Origin of the sequence: Stieleria varia (assembly GCF_038443385.1) — a bacterium.
GTDB lineage: Bacteria > Planctomycetota > Planctomycetia > Pirellulales > Pirellulaceae > Stieleria > Stieleria varia.
The window spans coordinates 5,043,441-5,063,183 of the sequence record NZ_CP151726.1; the positions used below are offsets into that span (position 1 = coordinate 5,043,441).

Annotated in this window: 12 protein-coding genes; 2 read left to right on the forward strand and 10 right to left on the reverse strand. The window is 56.3% G+C overall.

Annotated elements, in window-relative coordinates:
- Window positions 1-20: 20 nt before the first annotated feature.
- From wecB to Pla52nx_RS17015, 8 genes are all read right to left on the reverse strand, one after another.
- A complete protein-coding gene (wecB, locus tag Pla52nx_RS16980) occupies window positions 21-1,130 on the reverse strand; it encodes a non-hydrolyzing UDP-N-acetylglucosamine 2-epimerase (RefSeq protein ID WP_146519134.1) in 1,110 nt (369 codons plus the stop codon).
- A gap of 111 nt (window positions 1,131-1,241) precedes the next feature.
- Window positions 1,242-3,554, reverse strand: a complete 2,313-nt coding sequence (locus tag Pla52nx_RS16985) for an O-antigen ligase family protein (protein WP_146519135.1) — start codon at window positions 3,552-3,554, stop codon at window positions 1,242-1,244.
- 60 nt (window positions 3,555-3,614) lie between these two features.
- Window positions 3,615-4,613 carry a GDP-mannose 4,6-dehydratase gene (locus Pla52nx_RS16990; protein WP_146519136.1) on the reverse strand — a complete coding sequence of 333 codons (999 nt, stop codon included), beginning with the start codon at window positions 4,611-4,613 and terminating at the stop codon, window positions 3,615-3,617.
- 379 nt (window positions 4,614-4,992) lie between these two features.
- Window positions 4,993-6,309, reverse strand: coding sequence for a glycosyltransferase family 4 protein (locus tag Pla52nx_RS16995; RefSeq protein ID WP_197454397.1), 1,317 nt, complete (start codon window positions 6,307-6,309; stop codon window positions 4,993-4,995).
- Window positions 6,306-7,286: a GDP-mannose 4,6-dehydratase gene (locus tag Pla52nx_RS17000; RefSeq protein ID WP_231741837.1), complete on the reverse strand. Its 981-nt coding sequence runs from the start codon at window positions 7,284-7,286 to the stop codon at window positions 6,306-6,308. The genes Pla52nx_RS16995 and Pla52nx_RS17000 overlap by 4 nt, the downstream gene beginning before the upstream one ends.
- Window positions 7,287-7,796: 510 nt before the next feature.
- Window positions 7,797-8,579, reverse strand: coding sequence for a PEP-CTERM sorting domain-containing protein (locus tag Pla52nx_RS17005; RefSeq protein WP_146519139.1), 783 nt, complete (start codon window positions 8,577-8,579; stop codon window positions 7,797-7,799).
- A gap of 160 nt (window positions 8,580-8,739) precedes the next feature.
- Window positions 8,740-9,075 carry a hypothetical protein gene (locus Pla52nx_RS17010; protein ID WP_197454398.1) on the reverse strand — a complete coding sequence of 112 codons (336 nt, stop codon included), beginning with the start codon at window positions 9,073-9,075 and terminating at the stop codon, window positions 8,740-8,742.
- On the reverse strand, window positions 9,072-9,449 hold the full coding sequence (locus tag Pla52nx_RS17015) for a 4a-hydroxytetrahydrobiopterin dehydratase (RefSeq protein WP_146519140.1): 378 nt from the start codon (window positions 9,447-9,449) through the stop codon (window positions 9,072-9,074). The genes Pla52nx_RS17010 and Pla52nx_RS17015 overlap by 4 nt, the downstream gene beginning before the upstream one ends.
- A gap of 181 nt (window positions 9,450-9,630) precedes the next feature.
- Here Pla52nx_RS17015 and Pla52nx_RS17020 point away from each other — a divergent pair, with 181 nt between their 5' ends.
- Window positions 9,631-10,893 carry a redoxin domain-containing protein gene (locus Pla52nx_RS17020; RefSeq protein WP_146519141.1) on the forward strand — a complete coding sequence of 421 codons (1,263 nt, stop codon included), beginning with the start codon at window positions 9,631-9,633 and terminating at the stop codon, window positions 10,891-10,893.
- A 49-nt stretch (window positions 10,894-10,942) separates the two neighbouring features.
- On the opposite strand, the gene Pla52nx_RS17025 is transcribed toward Pla52nx_RS17020, so the two are convergent.
- Window positions 10,943-12,115, reverse strand: a complete 1,173-nt coding sequence (locus tag Pla52nx_RS17025; protein WP_197454399.1) for a beta-propeller fold lactonase family protein — start codon at window positions 12,113-12,115, stop codon at window positions 10,943-10,945.
- Window positions 12,116-12,168: 53 nt separating this feature from the next.
- Window positions 12,169-17,832, reverse strand: a complete 5,664-nt coding sequence (locus tag Pla52nx_RS17030) for an SdrD B-like domain-containing protein (RefSeq protein WP_146519143.1) — start codon at window positions 17,830-17,832, stop codon at window positions 12,169-12,171.
- Between the two features lie 382 nt (window positions 17,833-18,214).
- Here Pla52nx_RS17030 and Pla52nx_RS17035 point away from each other — a divergent pair, with 382 nt between their 5' ends.
- Window positions 18,215-19,582: an IS4 family transposase gene (locus Pla52nx_RS17035; protein WP_146523890.1), complete on the forward strand. Its 1,368-nt coding sequence runs from the start codon at window positions 18,215-18,217 to the stop codon at window positions 19,580-19,582.
- The last annotated feature ends 161 nt before the right edge of the window (window positions 19,583-19,743 follow it).

The following is a 19,743-nucleotide window of genomic DNA, read 5'->3' on the forward strand; positions in this document are numbered from 1 at the left end:
TGACAGCTAACTACTAACTTCTACTTCACTCGAATCGGGGAGGCTTTCAACAGTGCTTGGGCAATTCTTTGGGAGGCTTGGCCGTCCCAGAGGGCAGGACATTGTTTTTGCGGTGGGGTGGCCTGCAAGTCTTGCCAAGCATCGAGCAAGCTTTCGCGACCGGGTTTCACCAGACGATTCGTGCCTTCGGTAATCGTGATCGGGCGTTCTGTGTTCGGGCGAACGGTGAGACAGGGGACGCCAAGGTACGTGGTTTCTTCTTGGATGCCGCCGGAGTCCGTGATGACGGTGGCAGCAGATTGAACCAAGGCCATGAACTCAAAGTAGCCCCTTGGCTCAAGCATTTGAATCTTGGGATCAGGGACGATTCCCAGTTCGTTCAATCGACGACGGGTACGCGGGTGCACAGGGAACACGACGGGAATGTCCGCTGCGATCTGTCCGAGTGCATCGATCAACTCGCCCAGCATACTAGGGTCGTCGACGTTGCCGGGTCGGTGTAACGTTGCCAGGACATACTCTTCTGCTGTCAGTCCCAGGTCGCGGACAATCGTTTGCTCGCTGAGGATGGGCAACGATTCGACCAGGGAGTCGATCATCACGTTGCCTACACATTTGATTTTGTTTCGCGGAACGGACTCGTTGATTAGATTCGTGTCGGCGTCGCTGGATGGTGTGAGCAGCAGATCAGCGATCGAATCAACGACAATGCGATTGATTTCCTCTGGCATGCTACGGTCCCCCGATCTCAAACCGGCTTCCACATGCGCGATCGGAATCTCCAGCTTTGCTGCCGTCAAGGCACACGCGAGAGTGGACGTGACATCACCGACGACGATTAACCAGTCGGGTTGGTGATTCATCAGAACGGGCTCGAATGCCAGCATGATCCTAGCGGTCTGTTGAGCTTGGGTGCCGCCGGAGATTCCTAGGTGCTCATCCGGTTTGGGCAGTCGCAACTCGTCAAAGAAGACGTCCGACATCATCGGGTCGTAGTGCTGTCCGGTGTGAACGAGAACTTGTTTGATCGCCGGATCACATGCATCCACCGCCCGCATGATCGGTGCGACTTTCATGAAGTTTGGTCGTGCGCCGACGACGAACAGAAATTTTAGGCGGTTGCGAAGCATACGACGGTGGTATGAGGCTTTGGAAAGTCGCCCAGAATGGGCGACACTATCGATTTGGAAAATCGAGCGACGATGGGGAGAGGCTTTGGAAAGTCGCTCGGGCTGGGAACGCTATCGATTGGAAGGATCGAGCGACGATGGGGTGAGTGAGTCGGTGGGGAAATGGGGAAACGAGTTGGCTGAGTTGAGCACACGATCGGACATCTCGGGTCTGAGGTGGATCACTCGCTGGTACATCGACAATGCGTTGCCGTAGTCTTTGTTGTCCGCGCTGTATCGTGCAAATTGGAACAGAACCGACGGGTCGTTTCGGTACAACGATTGTGCTTGCTGTATCGCTTGCTCGGTCAGTCCTGGTGTTTGGTGGACGAACTCCAGGTAAACCAAATTGTTTCGCGGCTGAATCGCGAGTGGCCTGGTTTTCAGAATGTCTCGGGAAAACTGCAATGCTTGTCCATAGGGACTCGCTGCGGATCGTTGTTCTTCATCGACCGGCAGAGGCAGTAGTTTTTGGTTAGTCTTTGTCGCAGCCAGTGGAATCTTTTCTGAACTTGCTCTCCAGGCCAAACGGCGTACGGTGCGTGCTGTGTTGAAGGAAAGTTGCGAGACATCGCTTAGATTTCCGGCGCTGGCTAAACCGATTTCATTCAATCGGCCTTGTTGAAACCGATACCTTGACACGATGTCTTGCAGGTCAGCGGTTGGATGTTGAACAACTCGCGCTGCGAGTACATCTGCTCGCTGGATCAACTCGGGAAGGTCTCCTCGCAGGCTACGAAGATGGATCTTTGCGTCGCGAACGAGATACTCGTTGATGGCATCTTGTTTCAGGCGTCCCGCTGCGATGACTCCCAAGCCCAATAGGCTGGCGGCCAGCATGGTCGGAAAAATCAAGTCGCTCCAGCGGGACATCGACAGACGGCCTGAGCCGGATTTGAGCAGTTGGAGTTTTTTCTTTCCTGAGCTTGCTTTTTCTGATTCGGTTGATTGCTGCGGTTTGGTGCGGTCTGAACGAACGATCACGCTTGCTGCACGAGAAACGATGACGGGAATCAGCAGGCAGACGATGATCAAATTGGACGGGATGATCAAACCGAAGTCAAAGAACTGGCTGATCAACAACAGCAGCACGCAGTACCAACCGGTCAACCGCATGGCTTCGTCGATCGGATCGTACGATTTGCTCAGCCGCACGAGGCTCCAAACCATGACCATCCAGAACGCTGTCCAGATCAGCAATCCGCCGACGCCGAGTTCCACCAGCATTTCCAGCCACAGGTTGTCGGCGTGGTGGTGCCAACGCCACGAACTGGTTTGTTGAAAGGGGAGGTAGGCGTAGCTGTAGGTTGCCAGTCCACTGCCCATCGGCAGAAAACCGAGGAACGTTCGAAACCCATCGGGCCAGTGCGCCAGACGTCCATCGTTGGTGAGTCGATCGGCATTGTTGTTCAGTGAGGATTCGAGTTGATCCAGGGGCGTGTTGCTGAGCTCTGATGGCAGGGCCAACAGCACACATCCGCCGCCGACGATCACGACCGCGATCAGGACGATCGCGATGGCACGACCCGAGCGGACCATCGCCACACTGGCAATCCCTGAGACCAGCAGGGACAGGATTCCGCCGCGCGAACCACACAGTGCGACTCCCAGCAGGCAGATCAGTCCGCATGCGATGGCCATCAGCGAAAGAGGGTTTCCGAAGGTTTCCTGAAGTTTTGAAAAGGTGATTCTCTTGCGTCGTGCGGGAGCGTCCGGATCGTTGACGTCGGACATGCTGCGAAGTCGCCAGGTCAGTAGCCCAAGACAGCTTGCCAAGGCCAAGTTCATGGTCAAGGCTGCGTTGTTTCGATTCAGGAACGTTCCAAACGGTGCTCCTTCTCCGCCACTGGTAAAGCTCCACATTTGGAACGATGGCACCAGCTTGCGAGTGATCCCGATGACCGCGGTGATGGCGCCACCGAGGGCGATCGATGCCAGCAGGAACGCGATCCGTTCTCTTGTTCCGTAGACGACCGGTGCTGCGGCGGCGGCCAAGCAGGCGATGACCAACATCGCCAGCGTATGTTGCGTGTCCAGTGGAGCGATCGAAATGGGAAACTCGCTGGGGCGTTGGTTTGCCTCCATCAGCGGCGCGGCCCAGGTCAAATAGGCGTCGTGGCTGGCGGGGCTGAGCCAGTGAACGGTTTCGGCCGATAGGCTGACGGTCTGTATCCATGCGTAGCCAGCCAACAGTAGCATTAAGATCACGACGGCATGCGTACGATGGTTGATACGGCTGGCGGATAAGGTGTTCCAACTGAGTGTGTTGCCGACCAGGGCGATGGCGAACGCGATCATGATCGCAACGGCCATCATGTGTTGAGTCCATTGCAATACGCCGCCAAAATCGCTGGCGGCAAGTGGTGTGATCCAAATGAAGATCACACCTGCGAGCCAGAGGGTCCACTGGCCGAGTTGAATTCTAGAGGGCGTAATGGTGGTGAACTATTTCAGTGCGTCCAAGTCGGCTTGGACCATGATCTTTGCCAACTCGGGCAATTGAGTCGTCGCCGTCCAGTCCAAGTTCGCAGCGGCTTTGCTCGGATCGCCCACGAGCTGAGCACCTTCGCTGCGTCGCATGTATCGCGCGTCCTGCTGCACGTACTTTTCCCAGTCCAGCCCCACGGTTTGAAACGCAGCGTCGAGGAAATCGCGGACACTGTGATCTTTACCGGTTGCTAGGACAAAATCATCCGCATCGGGTTGTTGCAGCATTCGCCACATGGCTTCGACGTAGTCAGGTGCGAAACCCCAGTCTCGTCGGCCATCGAGTGAACCGAGCGAGAGTGAGTCCTGCTTGCCTTGCGAGATCGCTGCAGCGGCACGCGTGATCTTGCGGGTGACAAACGACTCGCCGCGACGTGGTGATTCGTGGTTGTAGCAGATTGCGTTGCACGCGAATAAATCGAACGAGTTTCGGTAAAGCGTGACCATCTGCGTTGCGAATGTTTTCGCCACACCGTAGGGAGTGACTGGACGCATCGGTGTGGATTCGTTTTGGGGGGACGTGTCGGGACGTCCAAAGATTTCGCTGCTACTGATGTGCAGCAGTTTCGGCTGTTTGTCCAGGTCTCTGATGATCTCAAGCAGTTTCAGCGTGCCCATTGCGGTGAAGCGGCAAGTCGTTTCGGGAATCTCGAAACTGGCTCCCACGTGGCTTTGACCTGCCAAGTGATACAGCTCGTCGGGGCGGCTGCTGATCAGAATCCGTCGAATCGTCGTTGAATCGTCGAGGTCGGCGTAATGCAGGAACAAACGCTTTTCGTGGACGTCACCATCGTAGAACAATTTATCCAGCCGGTTTCGCGCCGTGGTGCTGCTACGGCGAACGATCCCGTGAACGATGTACCCTTTGTCGAGCAGCAGTTCTGTGAGGTAAGAGCCGTCTTGTCCGGTGATACCGGTGATCAAGGCGACGGGAGCGACAGAGGTGGGATTGTTCAAGGGAAGTCGGTTCGACGAGAGTTTGTTGGGTGTCAAGGCTTTAGCCTGAACTGCTCAAAATTTGGCGTTGTGGCATTTTGGGTTTGCGGAAGTTTATGTCCCTACTGCCGGCGAAGCTGGTGGACTCCAGTGAGCCTCAGGCGCTAGCCGTGGGCCTGTGGCTGATTGTGGTGCCGGCCCACGGCTAGCGCCTGAGGCTCACTTTAATTTAGACAGGCCCACGGCTAGCGCCTGAGGCTCACTTTAATTTAGACAGGCCCACGGCTAGCGCCTGAGGCTCACTTTAATTTAGACAGGTAGAACAAAAACATCGACAAAATTAGCAGTGTCAACACTAATCTTTGAGCAGCCCAGTTGGGTATGTTTGCTGTATGTCAGCCTAGAAAGGCTGACGTACTTGGGCTGATGTACTTGGGGTGGGTAGGGGGGAGAGTGTTTGAGGTGTTGATTTGGGATGGTTGGTTAGCTCCCCTAGCAACACTCGGAACTTGTGGACGATGACGTCCCGGTCGAACTGCGAGATTGCGATTTCTCTCGCGCGGTCGTTTCGCTCGGCACATTGCTCGTTGATCGCACGATTGACTTGGGCGGCAATTTCAGCCGGGTTGCCAGGGGTGCAACACCATCCAAGGTCGTGTTGCTCCACGGTGCGGCACAGATCTGTTTGCTCGTTTGCAATCGCCAGCACAGGACGACCGGCGGCAAGGATGCCGTATAGTTTGCTCGGGCACAGACACCCGCCGATGTTTTCGTGCATCGATACGACGTGCAAGTCTGCTGCAGAAAGGCTCTCCGCCAACTCGGATCTTTTGCGGTAGGGTAGAAACGCGATGCGATCATTGAGCTGCTCGGGGGAAAGCAGCGTGGGTGCCAGTTCGCGAAGTGATTGCTCGGACGCACCGCCGCCGACGAGCAGCAACTTTGCTTCGGCCGGCCAGCACTCATGTGCGGCTGCTCGCAGCAACACATCCAGGCGTTGCGTCAAACCCATGTTGCCGCTGTGCATCACGACGAAACGACCGTCAAGATTCTGATTTTGTCGAAACGAGTTTCTGTGATGTGGAATCGGTTCTATCGCATCGCAGTCCGCCCAATTCGGAATGACATCGATCTTGTCACCTGACAATCCCCAAGGTTGCCGTATCAATCGATCACGCATGCATTCCCCGAGTACGATTACGCGGTCGGCTCGACGGTAGGCGTTGCGAAGCAAGCGGCGTAAAGTCGATGCGACTCCAGGGATCTTGGATTTGCCGACCGCTTCGGCGACATCCGGGTAGATATCTTGGAGGTAGCAGACATGTTTTGCGGTTGATTTTGACGTCGCAGCATCCCCAGCCAGGGGCAGCAAAAAGGGATCGGTTTCCGTGACGATCACATCGGCCGTCAGTTGGCTTTGTTTTAAGTATCGTTTGGCCGCGCGGTAAAACGAAACGAGATTGATGATGCGAGCTGCGGAGAACCGTTTTGGGAACTGATAGTGTTGCAGCCGATGGATGGTGACACCGGCGCGGCAGGTTCGTTCTTGTTTCTCAAAATCGGTACCTTGTGTGGGCGTGTTCGGCTGTCCACAGATGACATGAACGTCGAACGACAGCGCCAACTGCTCGCACAGATCGGTCAGCAACTGCCCTGTCGCTTCGACATCGGGCCAGTAGCTCCGATTGAGAAAGACGATGCGAGGAAGAGTGTTCAAGGCAGGATGATGTTTTGTGACCAAGGCTTATTGTCTTGATGCCATTGCACGCAGGCTTTCAGACCCTCGGGCAATTCCGTTTGGGGAGACCACCCCAATTGTTCACGGGCTTTGGAAATGTCGGCTGCTGTGATCTTAATATCGGCTTTGTGAAACGGCTTGGTCTCGTACTGCGCCTTTTTGCCCAGCAACGATTCCAACATCGCGATCATCTCGTTGAGCGAGACGGGCGTGCCGCCTCCGCCGAGGTTGAATATTTCGTAGCCGACGGGTTGTATCGCTGCGATGGTGCCGGAGGCGATATCATCGACGAAGGTAAAATCGCGGGCTTGGTTGCCGTCCCCGAACAATTCGATCGGGGACCCTTCGTCGATCCAACGGATGAACCGAAAGACGCACATGTCGGGTCTGCCGGCGGGTCCGTAGACGGTGAAGTAGCGGCAGATGGAAATGTCGATGTCGTACAAGTGGTGATAAGCGTACGCCATCGCTTCGGCCGATTTCTTGCTCGCCGCGTAGGGTGAAATTGGAGTGTTGACAGCCAAGGTTTCGCGGAACGGCATCTCTTGACCGGCGTATAGCGACGAGGTCGATGCCAAAACGTATTTGGAGACACCCGTTCGCCGAATCTGCTCCAGCAGATTGAGGCTGCCCATGGCGTTGGTCGTCATGTAGATATGTGGGTTCTCCATGCTGTAGCGGACGCCTGCGCGGGCGGCCAAATTGAGTACGGCGTCGAACCGGTTTTCATCAAACAGTCGAGTCAACGCGGACTGGTCTTCGATGTCGATCTCTTGAAACCCAAATCGATCACCATGGAGCTGGTCCAATCGGTGATTCTTGAGCGAGACGTCGTAGTAGTCATTGAGGTTATCAATGCCGACGACCCGGTGTCCTTGATCGATCAAGGCTGCGGCGACACGAGAGGCGATGAAGCCTGCGACGCCGGTAACGAGGTATGTTTTTTGAGTGGTCACGGTTGAAATGGCTCAGTCTGCGCGGACTTCGTCCACGTGGGTGGCAGCCCATGGTCGATTGATGGAAATGGTCGCGTTTGAGTCAACGCCATCTGGCTGGGGCTCGGTAACGGCTAGCAATACAGGGTGCTGAGTGTGCCCACAAGTTCAAAGACATGTGGGCGGCTTGATCGTCCTGGAACCAGATTGGAAATCAGGCTGTTTTTGGAGCCATCAAGAGCCGCTGTGAGTTACTTCGGACCAGAATGCCCGAACAGATTACTTGACCCGATTTAGCCTCGTTAGTCGATAGTAGTCGCCCAAGCCGAACAAGGTGTTTAACCGTTCCGGTCGTGCCAATCAGCACGCAGTCGGCTGGTTCCCGGTGAATCGACCTTGAGGGTGACTGCGGATTCGATCCACGACCGAGTCGCACACGATCAGAACGAGCACACTTGGCCGTCAAAATGATGAGTGTTGGCGAAGAGACGGCCAATTCACGGCCTGTTCAACAAGCACACATCGGGTGGTTCAGGCACAACCCGCAGCGAGCGTATTGCGTGAACGGCGTCGACGCAGGAGGCAGCCGGTGCCCAGAAGACCCAGCAGAGCAAATGATGTGGGTTCCGGGACGGCGGTGACTGAGTTGATGCTCAGTCGTAACAAACGAGGAGCCGCCAAGGTTCCGAAAATCACTTGATCGACGCTCGGAAGGTTGGACTCACCGGTCGCGAAACCAAACCCAACGTTGTCTACTTCGCCCGCTGATCCAGGAAAAATCGCCGGATTGTTCTCTTCGAACAAATCACGGTCGATCAAATCGAAGTTGGTGATGCCTTGCCCTTTGACGTTGAATTCAAGCGTCGCAACCTGGATCGTGCTCTGTCCTCGACCGCGTCCCTGAGTAAAGATAACGTTTCCTCCGCCGTCAAATACCTGTTGACCTTCCGTGCCGAAGAGGTCAGTCCAATTGCCCGATGCAACCAATTTTCCAGCAGGGGCAATGACCGCTCCGTTGATATTGAAGAGCGGATTGACGGTCGCCGAGGTGACTTCGGCAAACGTGTCGTCGTAGTCGGCTGCGATGTCAAACCCGATCAGGCCTCGATCATTCAAAAACGTATCAGCACCGGTCTCAACGTAAAAAACATCCACGCTGACGTTGTCTCCAACGTTTGCGTTGACGACTAAAGGTGTTGTGTCCGTTGGCGCGACGCCGGTCACACTGAAGCCGAAGAAGACGTCAGCAGAAACGCGATGACAAGCAAAGAAGCTCAATAGCGTCACTACGATGATGGCGAAAAATGCTTTCATCTGCCGGTCGGGGAACCTGGGGAATAAAGATGAGAAGCTTTGAATCTAGGCAAACTGCGGTGCGAGTCTAGCGTCGCGATTAGATTTTTGCGGATTTCTTTGAAAATCTCATTCGCGGCAATCGTAGCACCCGAGGACAGCCACCCCCCGATTGGCGGTTTCACAAGTCGCCGTCCATGATCGCATCACGAATGGACTGCACGGTACCGCGCCGCCCAAGCCGATTGACTTCGCGGTGGTCGATATTCATTCCCATCGATTGGGCAATTCGAATGGCGAGCGCCAAGTCGTGGACACCGTGATACTGATTGGTCACTCCGTCATCGAGATAAATGGTCTCGCTGTCGGACCGAAATCCGGATTCGAATGCGGTGGCAAGTTCCGAGACCCATTGCTCGGGAACTCCACGATCGCGACAGTGTTGCACGTTCCAAATGTCGTCACCGGTGCACTCGCTCAGCAACGCCAACGCACGGTGTCGTGGCAAGCGAATCACGGCGCTTCCTCATCGATCAAACGGTCGATCTTGGCCGCCAGGATGAAATCGTTTTCGCTCAATCCGCTGATCGCGTGTGTGGTCAGATCGATCGCCAGATTTCGATATCCCGTGACGTGCAGGTCTGGGTGATGCTGTTCCTGTTCCGCCAAGTCCGCGATCCGGTTCACTAATTCGATGACCTGGACAAAGTTCTTGCGATTGATCGCGCGAGAGATTCGCTGCGTGTCCTCAGAAAGGCACCAATGTGGAGTAGCCTGCAAATAGGCCTGCGCGGAATCGCGGTCCAATTTGGGCACGCCACCTTCGCAGGGCACGCACTGCTTTGAGCAAAGCCGATCGGCGGTAGTGGATGAATTTGCGGGTTCAGGCATTCCGGTGTCCTATCGAGTGCGAGCACGTCCAGCGGACGGCCGAACGCTTTGTTTGGAAGAAATCAGAGTAAGACTGTTGCAACCACGGTAGCATAACGACACGGGAATCGCAGATAATCCCCTGCGGACGAAGCGTGCGGTTGCGGTTTGTTCCCTTCCATCTGACGAGCGAGAACTCATCATGCGAATGCCCTTGAGCACTTATCTCCGTTTCACACTGGGTTTGACCCTGCTGAGTTTTGCCATTACCTCCGCAGATGGGCAAGATGCTCCTGGCCCTGCGGAGAAGGAAGCGGGAACGGTGCCGGCTGATGCGTTGGACATCAAAGTCGTTGGGGCGGCGGAAGAGAAAGCCGAACCAGTCGAGCCCGAGGCCTTGACGATCGGCTCCAAAGCACCCGCTTTGAACATTGAGCATTGGGTTCAGGACGGCAATGGCAAGTATCCTTGGGTGAAAGAGTTCGAATCGGGCAAGGTCTACGTCGTGGAGTTTTGGGCGACATGGTGCCCACCATGCATTGCCGCGATGCCACACATCGCTGAGCTTCAGACCAAACACAGCGAAACGGTACAAGTGGTCAGCATCACGCGTGAAGACCTGGAAACGGTTGAGAAGTTTTTAGATCGTAAGCTGGGAAAGTCGCGAACCTCAAAAGACGCGGAAGAGGAACCGAGCGACGAGTCCGAGGACGAGCCGATGACGTATCGCGATTTGACGAGCGTCTATTGCTTGACCGCCGATCCGGATGAAAGCAGTACCAACGATTACATGTTGGCGGCCGGGCAGAATGGCATCCCCTGCGCCTTCTTGGTAGGCAAGACAGGCTTGATCGAATGGATCGGCCATCCACTGTCGATCGATGAGCCACTGGAAGCTGTGCTGGGCGACAGGTGGGATCGCGAAGCCTTCAAGTCGGTTTTTGAAGCGGAACAGAAGGCTGTCTTGCTGCAGGCAAAGATTGTTCGGCTGATGCGTTCGGGCGAAACGGATGCCGCGTTGAAAGTATTGGACGGGGCGATTGCGGACAAGAGTTTTTCTGCCGTCAACGCAGACTTGAAACAGATGAAACTGCAAATATTGGTCTCCAGTGAAGACCATGAGGAACAAGCTGTCGCGTACATGCTGCAGCGGCTGGACGATCCCAATCACGATGCGACTTCCGCAAACGATTTGGCATGGCTGATCTTTCGGCTTGCCGACGTCGGACGATTCGAGGACGACGCGGTAACAGCGCGTGCGGTGGAGCTAGCTCAATCAAAGATTGAAACGGCCGGCGCGACCAAGCCGTACATCATGGACACCGTCGCGCGACTTCTTTCGCTTCAAGGTAAGACTGACGAAGCGATTGAGTTGCAAACGAAAGCCGTCGAGCTGGCAGACGAGAAAAACCGCCCGGACATGGAAGCATTCCTCAAGCAATTGCAGTCCGGCAAAGACGAATGAACCAACGTACGTCAGGCTTTCCAGCCTGACATGCTGCATCAATGTCAGGCTAGAAAGCCTGACGTACCATGAATCGGATGCAAACTGGGGAACCGACGGTGGCTTGGTGCTCCGTCTTGGTCAATTTTCCGGATTCGGCGTCGATCTTATAGACGACGATGGAGTTCGACTTCTGGTGTTCAACCAACAAAAACTTGCCCGACGGATCGATGACGATGTTGCGAGGAGTCTTGCCGTCGAGCTGCAGGTTCTGCTGGACCGACAGTTTGCCCGTCGAGTCGTCTACGGCACAGACCGTGATGCTGTCGTGACCACGGTTGGAACCGTACAGGAATCTGCCCGAAGGATGCACAACAACTTCTGCGGTGGACATACCGGAGAAGTCTTCGACGGACTCGGGCAGCGTTGAAACCGTTTGCACGGGATCGAGTGTTCCCGAGTTGGCATCGTATTGGAATGAGGAGATTGTCAGTTTCAGCTCGTTGATCACAAACACGAATTTGCCATTGGGGTGAAAGCACAAGTGGCGTGGCCCAGAACCCGGCGTCAAATCCGCCGAGCCGCGTTCCTCGAGCGTCCCGGCGGCTGCGTCAAACCGGTACACCATGACTTTGTCGATCCCCAAATCGGCGACGAGCGCGAAGCGGTTGGCGGGGTCGAGATTGATCGAGTGCGCGTGCGGCTCCTTTTGTCGTCGGGGATTGATGCTGGCGCCACGATGTTGCACCAGCGCTGTGCGCTCCCCTAGCTTTCCATCGGAATCAATCCGGAACACTGACGCATTGCCGCCAGAGTAGTTGGCGACCAAAGCAAAGTTGCCTGCGGCGTCGACATTGATGTGGCAAGGGGCTCCGCCACCCGAAACGACTTCATTGAGCGCGGTCAGATCGCCGGTGGCCTCGTCGATGGCAAATGCATGGATGCTGCCGGAATCCTTGTCGCCGTCCCGCTGGTCTGCCGTTTCGCCAACCGCGTAAAGAAATTGCCCGGTCGGATGAATCGCCAGGAACGACGGGTTCTTCATTTCGGCGACCAAACGAGGTTCAGATAGCGAGCCCGTCTCGGTGTCCAGTGTGAAGTGATGGATTCCTTTGCTGACTCCGTCGGTGTAGGTGCCCACGTATGCGCTGAGTGTTTCGGCTGCGGCGTTCGGGGAGACCGTCGCAGCAGTCATTGCGAGGCAAGTCAGAGTCAGGCAGATGGGAAAAAAACGACGAAACATGCTGGGAACCGGTTGAATGGGGAAACTCATAATCAACGCAAATGATAATTGACTCAACGAGCCAAGAACAATCGTTTGTTGATCAACCGGGGAGCTTGAACGACAACCGACGCCAAATCGTCTTCCGTGGCCACCCCATTGTCGGGAGTGCTGTCGCGGTCAAACTCGTTCGTCGCCACCAATTCGATCGGCACTTGGCGAATCCCCCGAGCGTCGACTCGCAGGTTCAGAACGAGGCGAGACGCTGATCCAGCGGCCAAATCTCCCAGCGTCCAAAGGCCCGAGACACTGTCAAAGGAGCCGTCTTGTGGCTGGCTGCTCATCAAAGTAAGGGTGTCGGGAATGGTGACGTTGAACACCACTCCGGTCGCGTCGGCGGGGCCTTCGTTGGCCGCTGTGAAGACGACTTGGACGACATCGCCCTCCATCGGCTCCAGGTTGTCAATCGTCCCCAGCACGGATACATCAACCACGCGAGGTGTGACCGCCGCCGTGGCCTGGTCGTCTTCGGCCGCGTTGCCGTTTCCGGGCGTGCTGTTGGGATCGATCTGACGAGACATCACAATTTCGGCGGCATTGGTCGCCGACTGTGCGCTGGTGACCGCAGCTGTCAATCGCAGGGTTTCCGGTGCGCCGACTGAAATTTGGCCGATCGTCCAATTTCCTGTTTCCGGATCGTACTGGCCGCTGCTGGGGTTGGCGGCGACCAAACGTAGGCCGGAGGGCAGTTGATCGGCAACCACGACACCGGTAGCCGTGTTGGGACCGGCATTGGAGACCGTGATCAGGAATTCTATTTCATCCGTGCGCCCTGGGTTTGCGTTGTCGACGGTCTTGGTCAACGAGAGATCCGCTATTTGCGTGGTCAACGTCACGGACGCTTGATCATCTTCTCCTGCGACCGCGTTGCCTGGGGTGCTGTCCAAGTCCGGTTGATCAACGCTGCGGATCTCGGCCGTGTTCTCTGCGCTGCTGATCATCTCCACGATTGCTTCGATGATGATCGACGGTGTTGCTCCCGGAGCAACGCTGCCGACGTTCCAAATACCGCTGCGCGGGTCGTAGCCTCCGACGCTGCCGCGGGTACCGCGGAACGTCAAGCCATCGGGAAGCAAATCGAGCACCGTCACTCCCGTCGCGGTCGAGGGGCCTTGGTTAGTCAAACCGATTTCAAATTCTACGACGTCACCGATGTTGGGATTGTCGTCGTTGATGGATTTCGTCAGAGCAAGGTCGACCAGTTCAGGCGACAACGCCGCGCTCGCTTGGTCGTCTTCATCAGGCACGTCGTTGGCCGGCGTGCTATCGGGGTCGAATTGATCACTCGCCGTGATCTGTGCTACGTTCGTTTTATCGTCAACGGAATCGACGCTCGCGGTAATCCGCAACACGGCGTCTTGGTTAATAGCCAGTGCAGGGATCGTCCAGATCCCGGAGTTCTCATCAAAGCTGCCCAAAGTCGGAGCATCTGAGACAAACGTCATGCCGGCCGGCAATTGATCACGCACGTTGACGTTCGTTGCCGGATCAGGGCCGCTGTTGTTGACCGTGATGGTAAAGACGACGTTGTTGCCGACGTTGGGTGTGTTGTCGTCGACGGTCTTGGTGAGCGACAAATCCGATGTGGCGGGCGTGATCTCGGCAAAGGCTTGGTCGTCCTCCGTTGGCAAGTTATTGCCCGGAATGCTGTCGATATCGCTTTGATCCGCAGCGGTGATCTCGGCACTGTTGGTCAAGGTGACTTCCGTGTCCGCCCGCGCAACAATCTCCAAACGGTTCGTCGTGTTCAGGCCTACTCCGCCGACGTTCCAGATGCCGGTGACGGGATCATAAACGTTGGCTGGCAAGCTGCGTACAAATGTCAAACCGGCTGGCAGTTGATCGGTCACTTGAACACCGGTCGCTGGATCCAATCCGCTGTTGGTGACCGACAGCAGGAAGGTCACTTCATCGCCCGGGTTGGGTTTGTTCGTGCTGGCGGTCTTGGTGAGCGACAGATCGATTTGCTGGGGCATCAGCGCAGCGCTGTCCTGGTCATCCTCGGTCGCAACACTGTTGGCCGGTTGGGAGTCAGGATCGCTTTGATCGCTCGCGGTGATCTGAGCGGTGTTGCTCAGGTCGTTGGTCGTCTCCAGCACGCCGTTGATTCGCAGCATGACCGTGCTGTTGGTGTTGACCGAAGAGGTTTCCTCCGTTGTCGACGAGACGGCGATGTCCAGATTGCCTGTCACGTTCACGTTGGGAACATCGACGTGTTCCAGTGCGGCATTGAGGAATCGAATCTCAACGTTGATTCCATTGGCGTTGTCCGATCGGGCGACTTCTCGCAATTGAAACTGCGATGGCACGTAGCCCAGGGCGATCAATGCGTTTCGAGTTTCCCCCAGCGGATCGGTGCGGAAACTTGCCAATTGGCTTTGGTAGGTCGCGGGGCTGTTCTGCTGAGTGAAAAGCAGTGTGCCGCTGGTGGCAGAATAAATCTGTGAACCGATCACCAAGACTTGTTTTTCCGTCGGCGCCGGGATATTACCGATCGTCCACACCCCACTGGATGCGTTGTAAATACCTTCGGAGAGTGTATTGGAAGTAAACCGGATCCCGCTGGGCAACAAATCAGTGACCTGCACGCCAGTTGCGTCGTCCGGTCCGGCGTTGGTCACCTCGATGTCAAAGGAAACGGTATCTCCGACATTGGGACGATCCGTATCCACGACCGTCTTGGTCAATGACAGGTCCGCCACTTGGGTGGTGAAGCTGACCGATGCTTGGTCGTCTTCGGTGGCAACGCTGTTACCTGGAATGCTGTCCGAATCGGATTGATCCGCACTGCTGACTTGTGCGACATTGGTGCCCGAACCGATGGAGTCGACTCGCGTCCGGATGCTCAAAGAGACGGGATCGTTCAAACCGATGGTACCGATGTTCCAGACGCCGGTACTGACGTTGTAGCTGCCACGTGTCGGCGTGTTGCTCAAGACCGTGACCCCTTGGGGCAACTGCTCGGCCACCAACACGCTTGTCGCGACATCTGGTCCAGCGTTGTTCACCGTGATGACAAACTCGATCTCGTCGCCGACGGACGGCGAAAAATCGTTGACGGTTTTAGTGAGCGACAAATCGATCTGACGAGGTTGAATCGACGCATTGTCTTGGTCATCCTCTGCTGGGTTTCCGTTGCCCGGCGTGCTGTTGGGATCGCTTTGGTCCGATGCGATGATTTCGGCTGAGTTTGTCGTCAGCCCAGGAGCCGTGACCAAGACGTTCAGATTCAGCGTGACGGGAGCCCCAACGGTGACATCACCGACATTCCAAACGCCCGTGGTTTGGTTGTAGTCTGGGTTTCCAGGACGATTGGTGCCCGCACCGTAGGTTGCGGAGACGAACTGGGTTCCGGCGGGCAGTCGATCACGTACTTGGACGCCTGTGGCGTTGTTTGGACCGGAGTTGCTGACGGTGATTTGAAAGGTGATCGTGTCACCGACTTCGGGCGACAAATTGGTCACGCTTTTGGCCAACGACAAGTTCGCCGCCTGCGGTGTCAGCGACACGCTCGCTTGATCGTCTTCCACCGGTGCATTATTGCCGGGACTGCTGTTGGGGTCATTTTGATCGACCGTTTGAACTTGGGCCGTGTTCGTCTTGGTGCCGACGGTGTCGACCGTCGCGGCGAGGGTCAACGTTGCTTCACCACCAGCCGCGATCGAACCGATCGTCCAAACGCCGGTTGCTGCGTTGTATCCACCACCGACACTGGCGTTCTGGAACGTCATGCCGATCGGCAATTGATCCAACACCGTCACACCCGTGGCCGCATCCGGCCCTGCATTGGAAACCGTGATGGTGAAGTTCACGTCATCGCCGACATTGGGCAATGGGTTGCTGACAGTCTTGGTCAAGGACAGGTTTGCACTGGGAGTCGTCAAATCGACGCTGGCAAAGTCATCGCCTGTGCCATCTCCCGGCGTGCTGTCGAAATCACTTTCCCCTGCCGCGATGACTTCGGCGCTGTTTGTGCGCGAGCCAACCGTGTCGACCACTGCGGTGATGGTCAATCGCTCGGTTTCGTTGATGCCGACCGTACCGACCGTCCAAATCCCCGTGCCCGGCGTGTAGGTTCCTTGGGTCGTCGTGATATCGCCCGCGTTCTCGATTCGCAAACCGGACGGCAGGAGGTCTCGGACGCTGACGCCCGTCGCCGCGTCCGGCCCGGCATTGCTGACGTCGACAAAGAACGTCACACGTTGACCGATATTCGGTGACGTCGTGCTGGCGGTCTTGTTGACAGACAGATCGATTTGACGAGGCGTTAATGTCGCGGATGCCGAGTTGTTGGACGTGATCGGGTCCGTTTGATCCGAGCGTGTGATGCTGGCCGTGTTGGTCTTGCCACCGAGACTATCGACGCGTCCAGTGATCGTCAGGTCTGCGCGGTTTGCCGCTCCGACCGGCAACGAGCCGATGTTCCAGATGCCGGTGGCCGTGTTGTAGGCTGCGTTATTGGACGACGATAGGAATGTCACACCGGCGGGCAGTTGATCGGTGACTTGAACGCTGGTCGCCGTTTGAGGACCAAGGTTGGTCACAGCCAATGTGTAGGTCACGGTGTCGCCGACATTGGGCGATTGGACGTTGGCCGATTTGGTGATCGATAAATCGGCTTGTTCAAAATTGTCGAAGTTTGCTGTGAACTGAGTGGCCGCGAACGCGCCGATCAACTTCGCCGATCCGTTGGTCTGATTCATTCCCTGAATCACCAACTCGACCGCCGTCGCGTTAGTAAAATCAGCACCTCCGCCGTTGGCCGTGAATGCGGAGAACGGCACGAACTCCATGACCGTGTCCAGCGCGCTGTTGACGATCGGGATGTCCACCGTCGCGGTGCTGAAACGGTTGGAGGTTCCGGCATTGGAATCGTTGCTGTAGACACGCAGCAGAGCGGTGCTGCCGGCGATGTCGGTTCCCATGTCCAAGATGAATCCGAGAGAATTTCCGCCCCCGGTCAAATCCGATACGAAACCGCCAGTATCGGCCACCGTCAGCGGGTTGCCGTCAGCGTTTCCGTCCCAGACGATGCGTCGCTCGCCGTCGCCACCGGTGATGGAGTCGAACGTGATCACGTCCGCAGCGGCTTCGTTGACCGACAACTGAATACTGCCGTTGGTGCTGGTTTTGTTGACAATCAGATCACGGTGACCGCCGATCGCATCCGTCGTGGCTTGGCTGCTGGTGACCGGGACGCCGTCCGCTACGCTGTCCAAGACCGTTTGGCCCGTTGTATCAAACGTATCGATCGGCTCGACCAACGTGCCTTGAACATCCGTGGCAGAGATCACGATGACCGGTGACGTCATGTCACTCAGTTGGCGACCGCCTGGAATCGTTTGACTAATCTGTCGAACGACATAGCTACCCTGTTGCAGACGCGGGAACGTGTACACTCCGCTGGAGTTCGTGGTGGCCGACAGAGGCTGGTTGTTAGTGCCCAGAATCGGCGAGCCGCTCCCGTTCTCCAAGCGAACTTCGGCGCCGACGATCCGCGGCTCTCCCGGTTCAGCGACGGAGTTGCCGTTAATGTCGTCAAACAAGATCCCAGTGATGGCCGACAAGTCATCGGCTTGTGCGAGCACACGTCGGCTTTCCAGAATTTGCAATTGCGGACGAAAACGCAAGCGGCGACGGCGCGCGCGATCATTGGATGGAGCAGTGGGTCGTTTCATGGATGCGCTTTGGGGGAGGGCCGCAGCGATCGCAGGGGGTGGGAGTTGGAGGAGGCTCCCGGCAATCAATGCGGTACGTAACGCATTGGGTATCGGCAGGGAACAAGCCGCTATGAAAGAATTCGAATCGACTGGCCACCAACTGGCGCTGGTTGACTGTCAGAACCCGTCGGACAGTCATATCTTGGGATGAAAGATCTCAATCTCGCGATTGAACCAGTCAAGACGATTGATCCAAGTCCGTAAATTAGCGGGTCGCGCAACACGACGACGCGTTGGAGTTCAGGCTTCAGCCCAATACCGCTAAGTTAGTATTCAAAAAAAGCAGCATCCCTGCGAGGATTGTGGTGTTCAAATACATCACCTCAGCAAGGAAGCTGCCATGTCAAAGCGTGACAAAAATACGGTCGCAACGCAAGAGAAGCGATTCTGCCGCGAACGCATTGCTTGCTTGAAGAGAATCGTCGGCAGTCGGTTTGTAAAGTCGGAGGTTCGGCAACGCAACCTGCAGAAGCGATCGAGCCGAAAGTGCCCTGCCGACGTGATGGCTTGGTTCGTCATCGCGATGTGGCTCTTTGGTGATTCGGCTTACCCCAAAGTCTTTCGGTGGCTGCATCGGTTCGTCAAAGATCGCATGCCCTCCTCGAGTGCCTTGACCCAAGCCCGTGCTCGACTGGGCATACCCATCATGGCATCGATCTACCAGAAAACGGTCTGCTGTCTTTGCCAAACCAGCACATCCGGTGCTTTCTACGCCGGGATGCTACTCGTCGCCGTCGATGGATTTGTCCTCAATTTGCCCGACAGCAAAGCCAACCGGCGAGCCTTCGGAAGGCCCAAAAACGGAACCTCGATGGGAGCTTTCCCTCAAGCCAGAATCGTGGCTCTGTGCGAGATCGGTTCGCATGTCTTCTTCGGCTTCCTCCTCAAGCCGATTCGCTGCGGCGAAGTCACGTTGGCGAAGCTCGTTTACCGCTATTTGCCGCCCCAAAGCTTACTTCTATTTGACATCGGCTTCTGTACGACAGACTTGATGCGGCAGGTGATCGACGGGAAATCCGACTTCCTGGGACGCTGCAAAACCAACCGTTGTTTTCGCAAAGACAAGGTGCTTCGTGACGGTTCATATCTGTCGAAGATTTACGCCACTGACTACGACCGCCTCAAAGACCGCGACGGAACCGTCGTGCGTGTGATCGAGTACACGCTGGATGATCCTCAGCGTGCTGGCCATGGGGAAACGCATCGACTCATTACGACGCTGCTGGACGAGGCACAGCATCCTGCCGAGACGCTGATCGTTCTTTACCACGAGCGTTGGGAAGAAGAGATCGCGATTGACGAAGCGAAGACTCACCTACGTCATCAACCGAAACTCCGTAGCCACAGCCCGGCCGGTGTGATGCAAGAGGTCTATGGCCTGCTGATCGCTCACTTCGTGATCCGCAAACTGGCTTTCGAAGCGGCCAAGAAGGCTGACGTGCCTCCCAATCGGATTTCATTCACCGGCACAGTCGAAGTACTGCGTGTCAACTTGGCCGAGGCACCGCGTAGCCCACGAAATTTTTCGCATTGGTACGAATCGCTGATCCTGGAACTCAGCCGCGAGGTGCTCCAACCACGTCGCAACCGAGTCAATCCGCGAGTGATCAAACGACCACAAAGTAAGTGGCCAAAGAAACGCGACAAACACCGGCATTTGCCGCCTCTGAAGCACCACTTCGACGAAACCATACAAATCTTAACTTAGCGGTATTGGGCTGAAGCCCGGCACACCAGCAATCGTCGTTCGACCAGCCATCCAGTCGCATGCGAGGAAGGGGGCCGGTCTGCGGAAATCTGCGATGGGGATTAGCAAGACGCTTGGTGAGACACGCTATCGACTTGGAAAGTCGAGCGACAATCCCAACC

Bases quoted from the DNA above. Each gene is read 5' to 3' on its own strand.
- Pla52nx_RS17025 (WP_197454399.1), bottom strand. From the start codon at position 12,115: ATGTTTCGTCGTTTTTTTCCCATCTGCCTGACTCTGACTTGCCTCGCA.
- Pla52nx_RS17015 (WP_146519140.1), bottom strand. From the start codon at position 9,449: ATGCCTGAACCCGCAAATTCATCCACTACCGCCGATCGGCTTTGCTCA.
- wecB (WP_146519134.1), bottom strand. From the start codon at position 1,130: ATGCTTCGCAACCGCCTAAAATTTCTGTTCGTCGTCGGCGCACGACCA.
- Pla52nx_RS17005 (WP_146519139.1), bottom strand. From the start codon at position 8,579: ATGAAAGCATTTTTCGCCATCATCGTAGTGACGCTATTGAGCTTCTTT.
- Pla52nx_RS17030 (WP_146519143.1), bottom strand. From the start codon at position 17,832: ATGAAACGACCCACTGCTCCATCCAATGATCGCGCGCGCCGTCGCCGC.
- Pla52nx_RS17020 (WP_146519141.1), top strand. From the start codon at position 9,631: ATGCGAATGCCCTTGAGCACTTATCTCCGTTTCACACTGGGTTTGACC.
- Pla52nx_RS17035 (WP_146523890.1), top strand. From the start codon at position 18,215: ATGTCAAAGCGTGACAAAAATACGGTCGCAACGCAAGAGAAGCGATTC.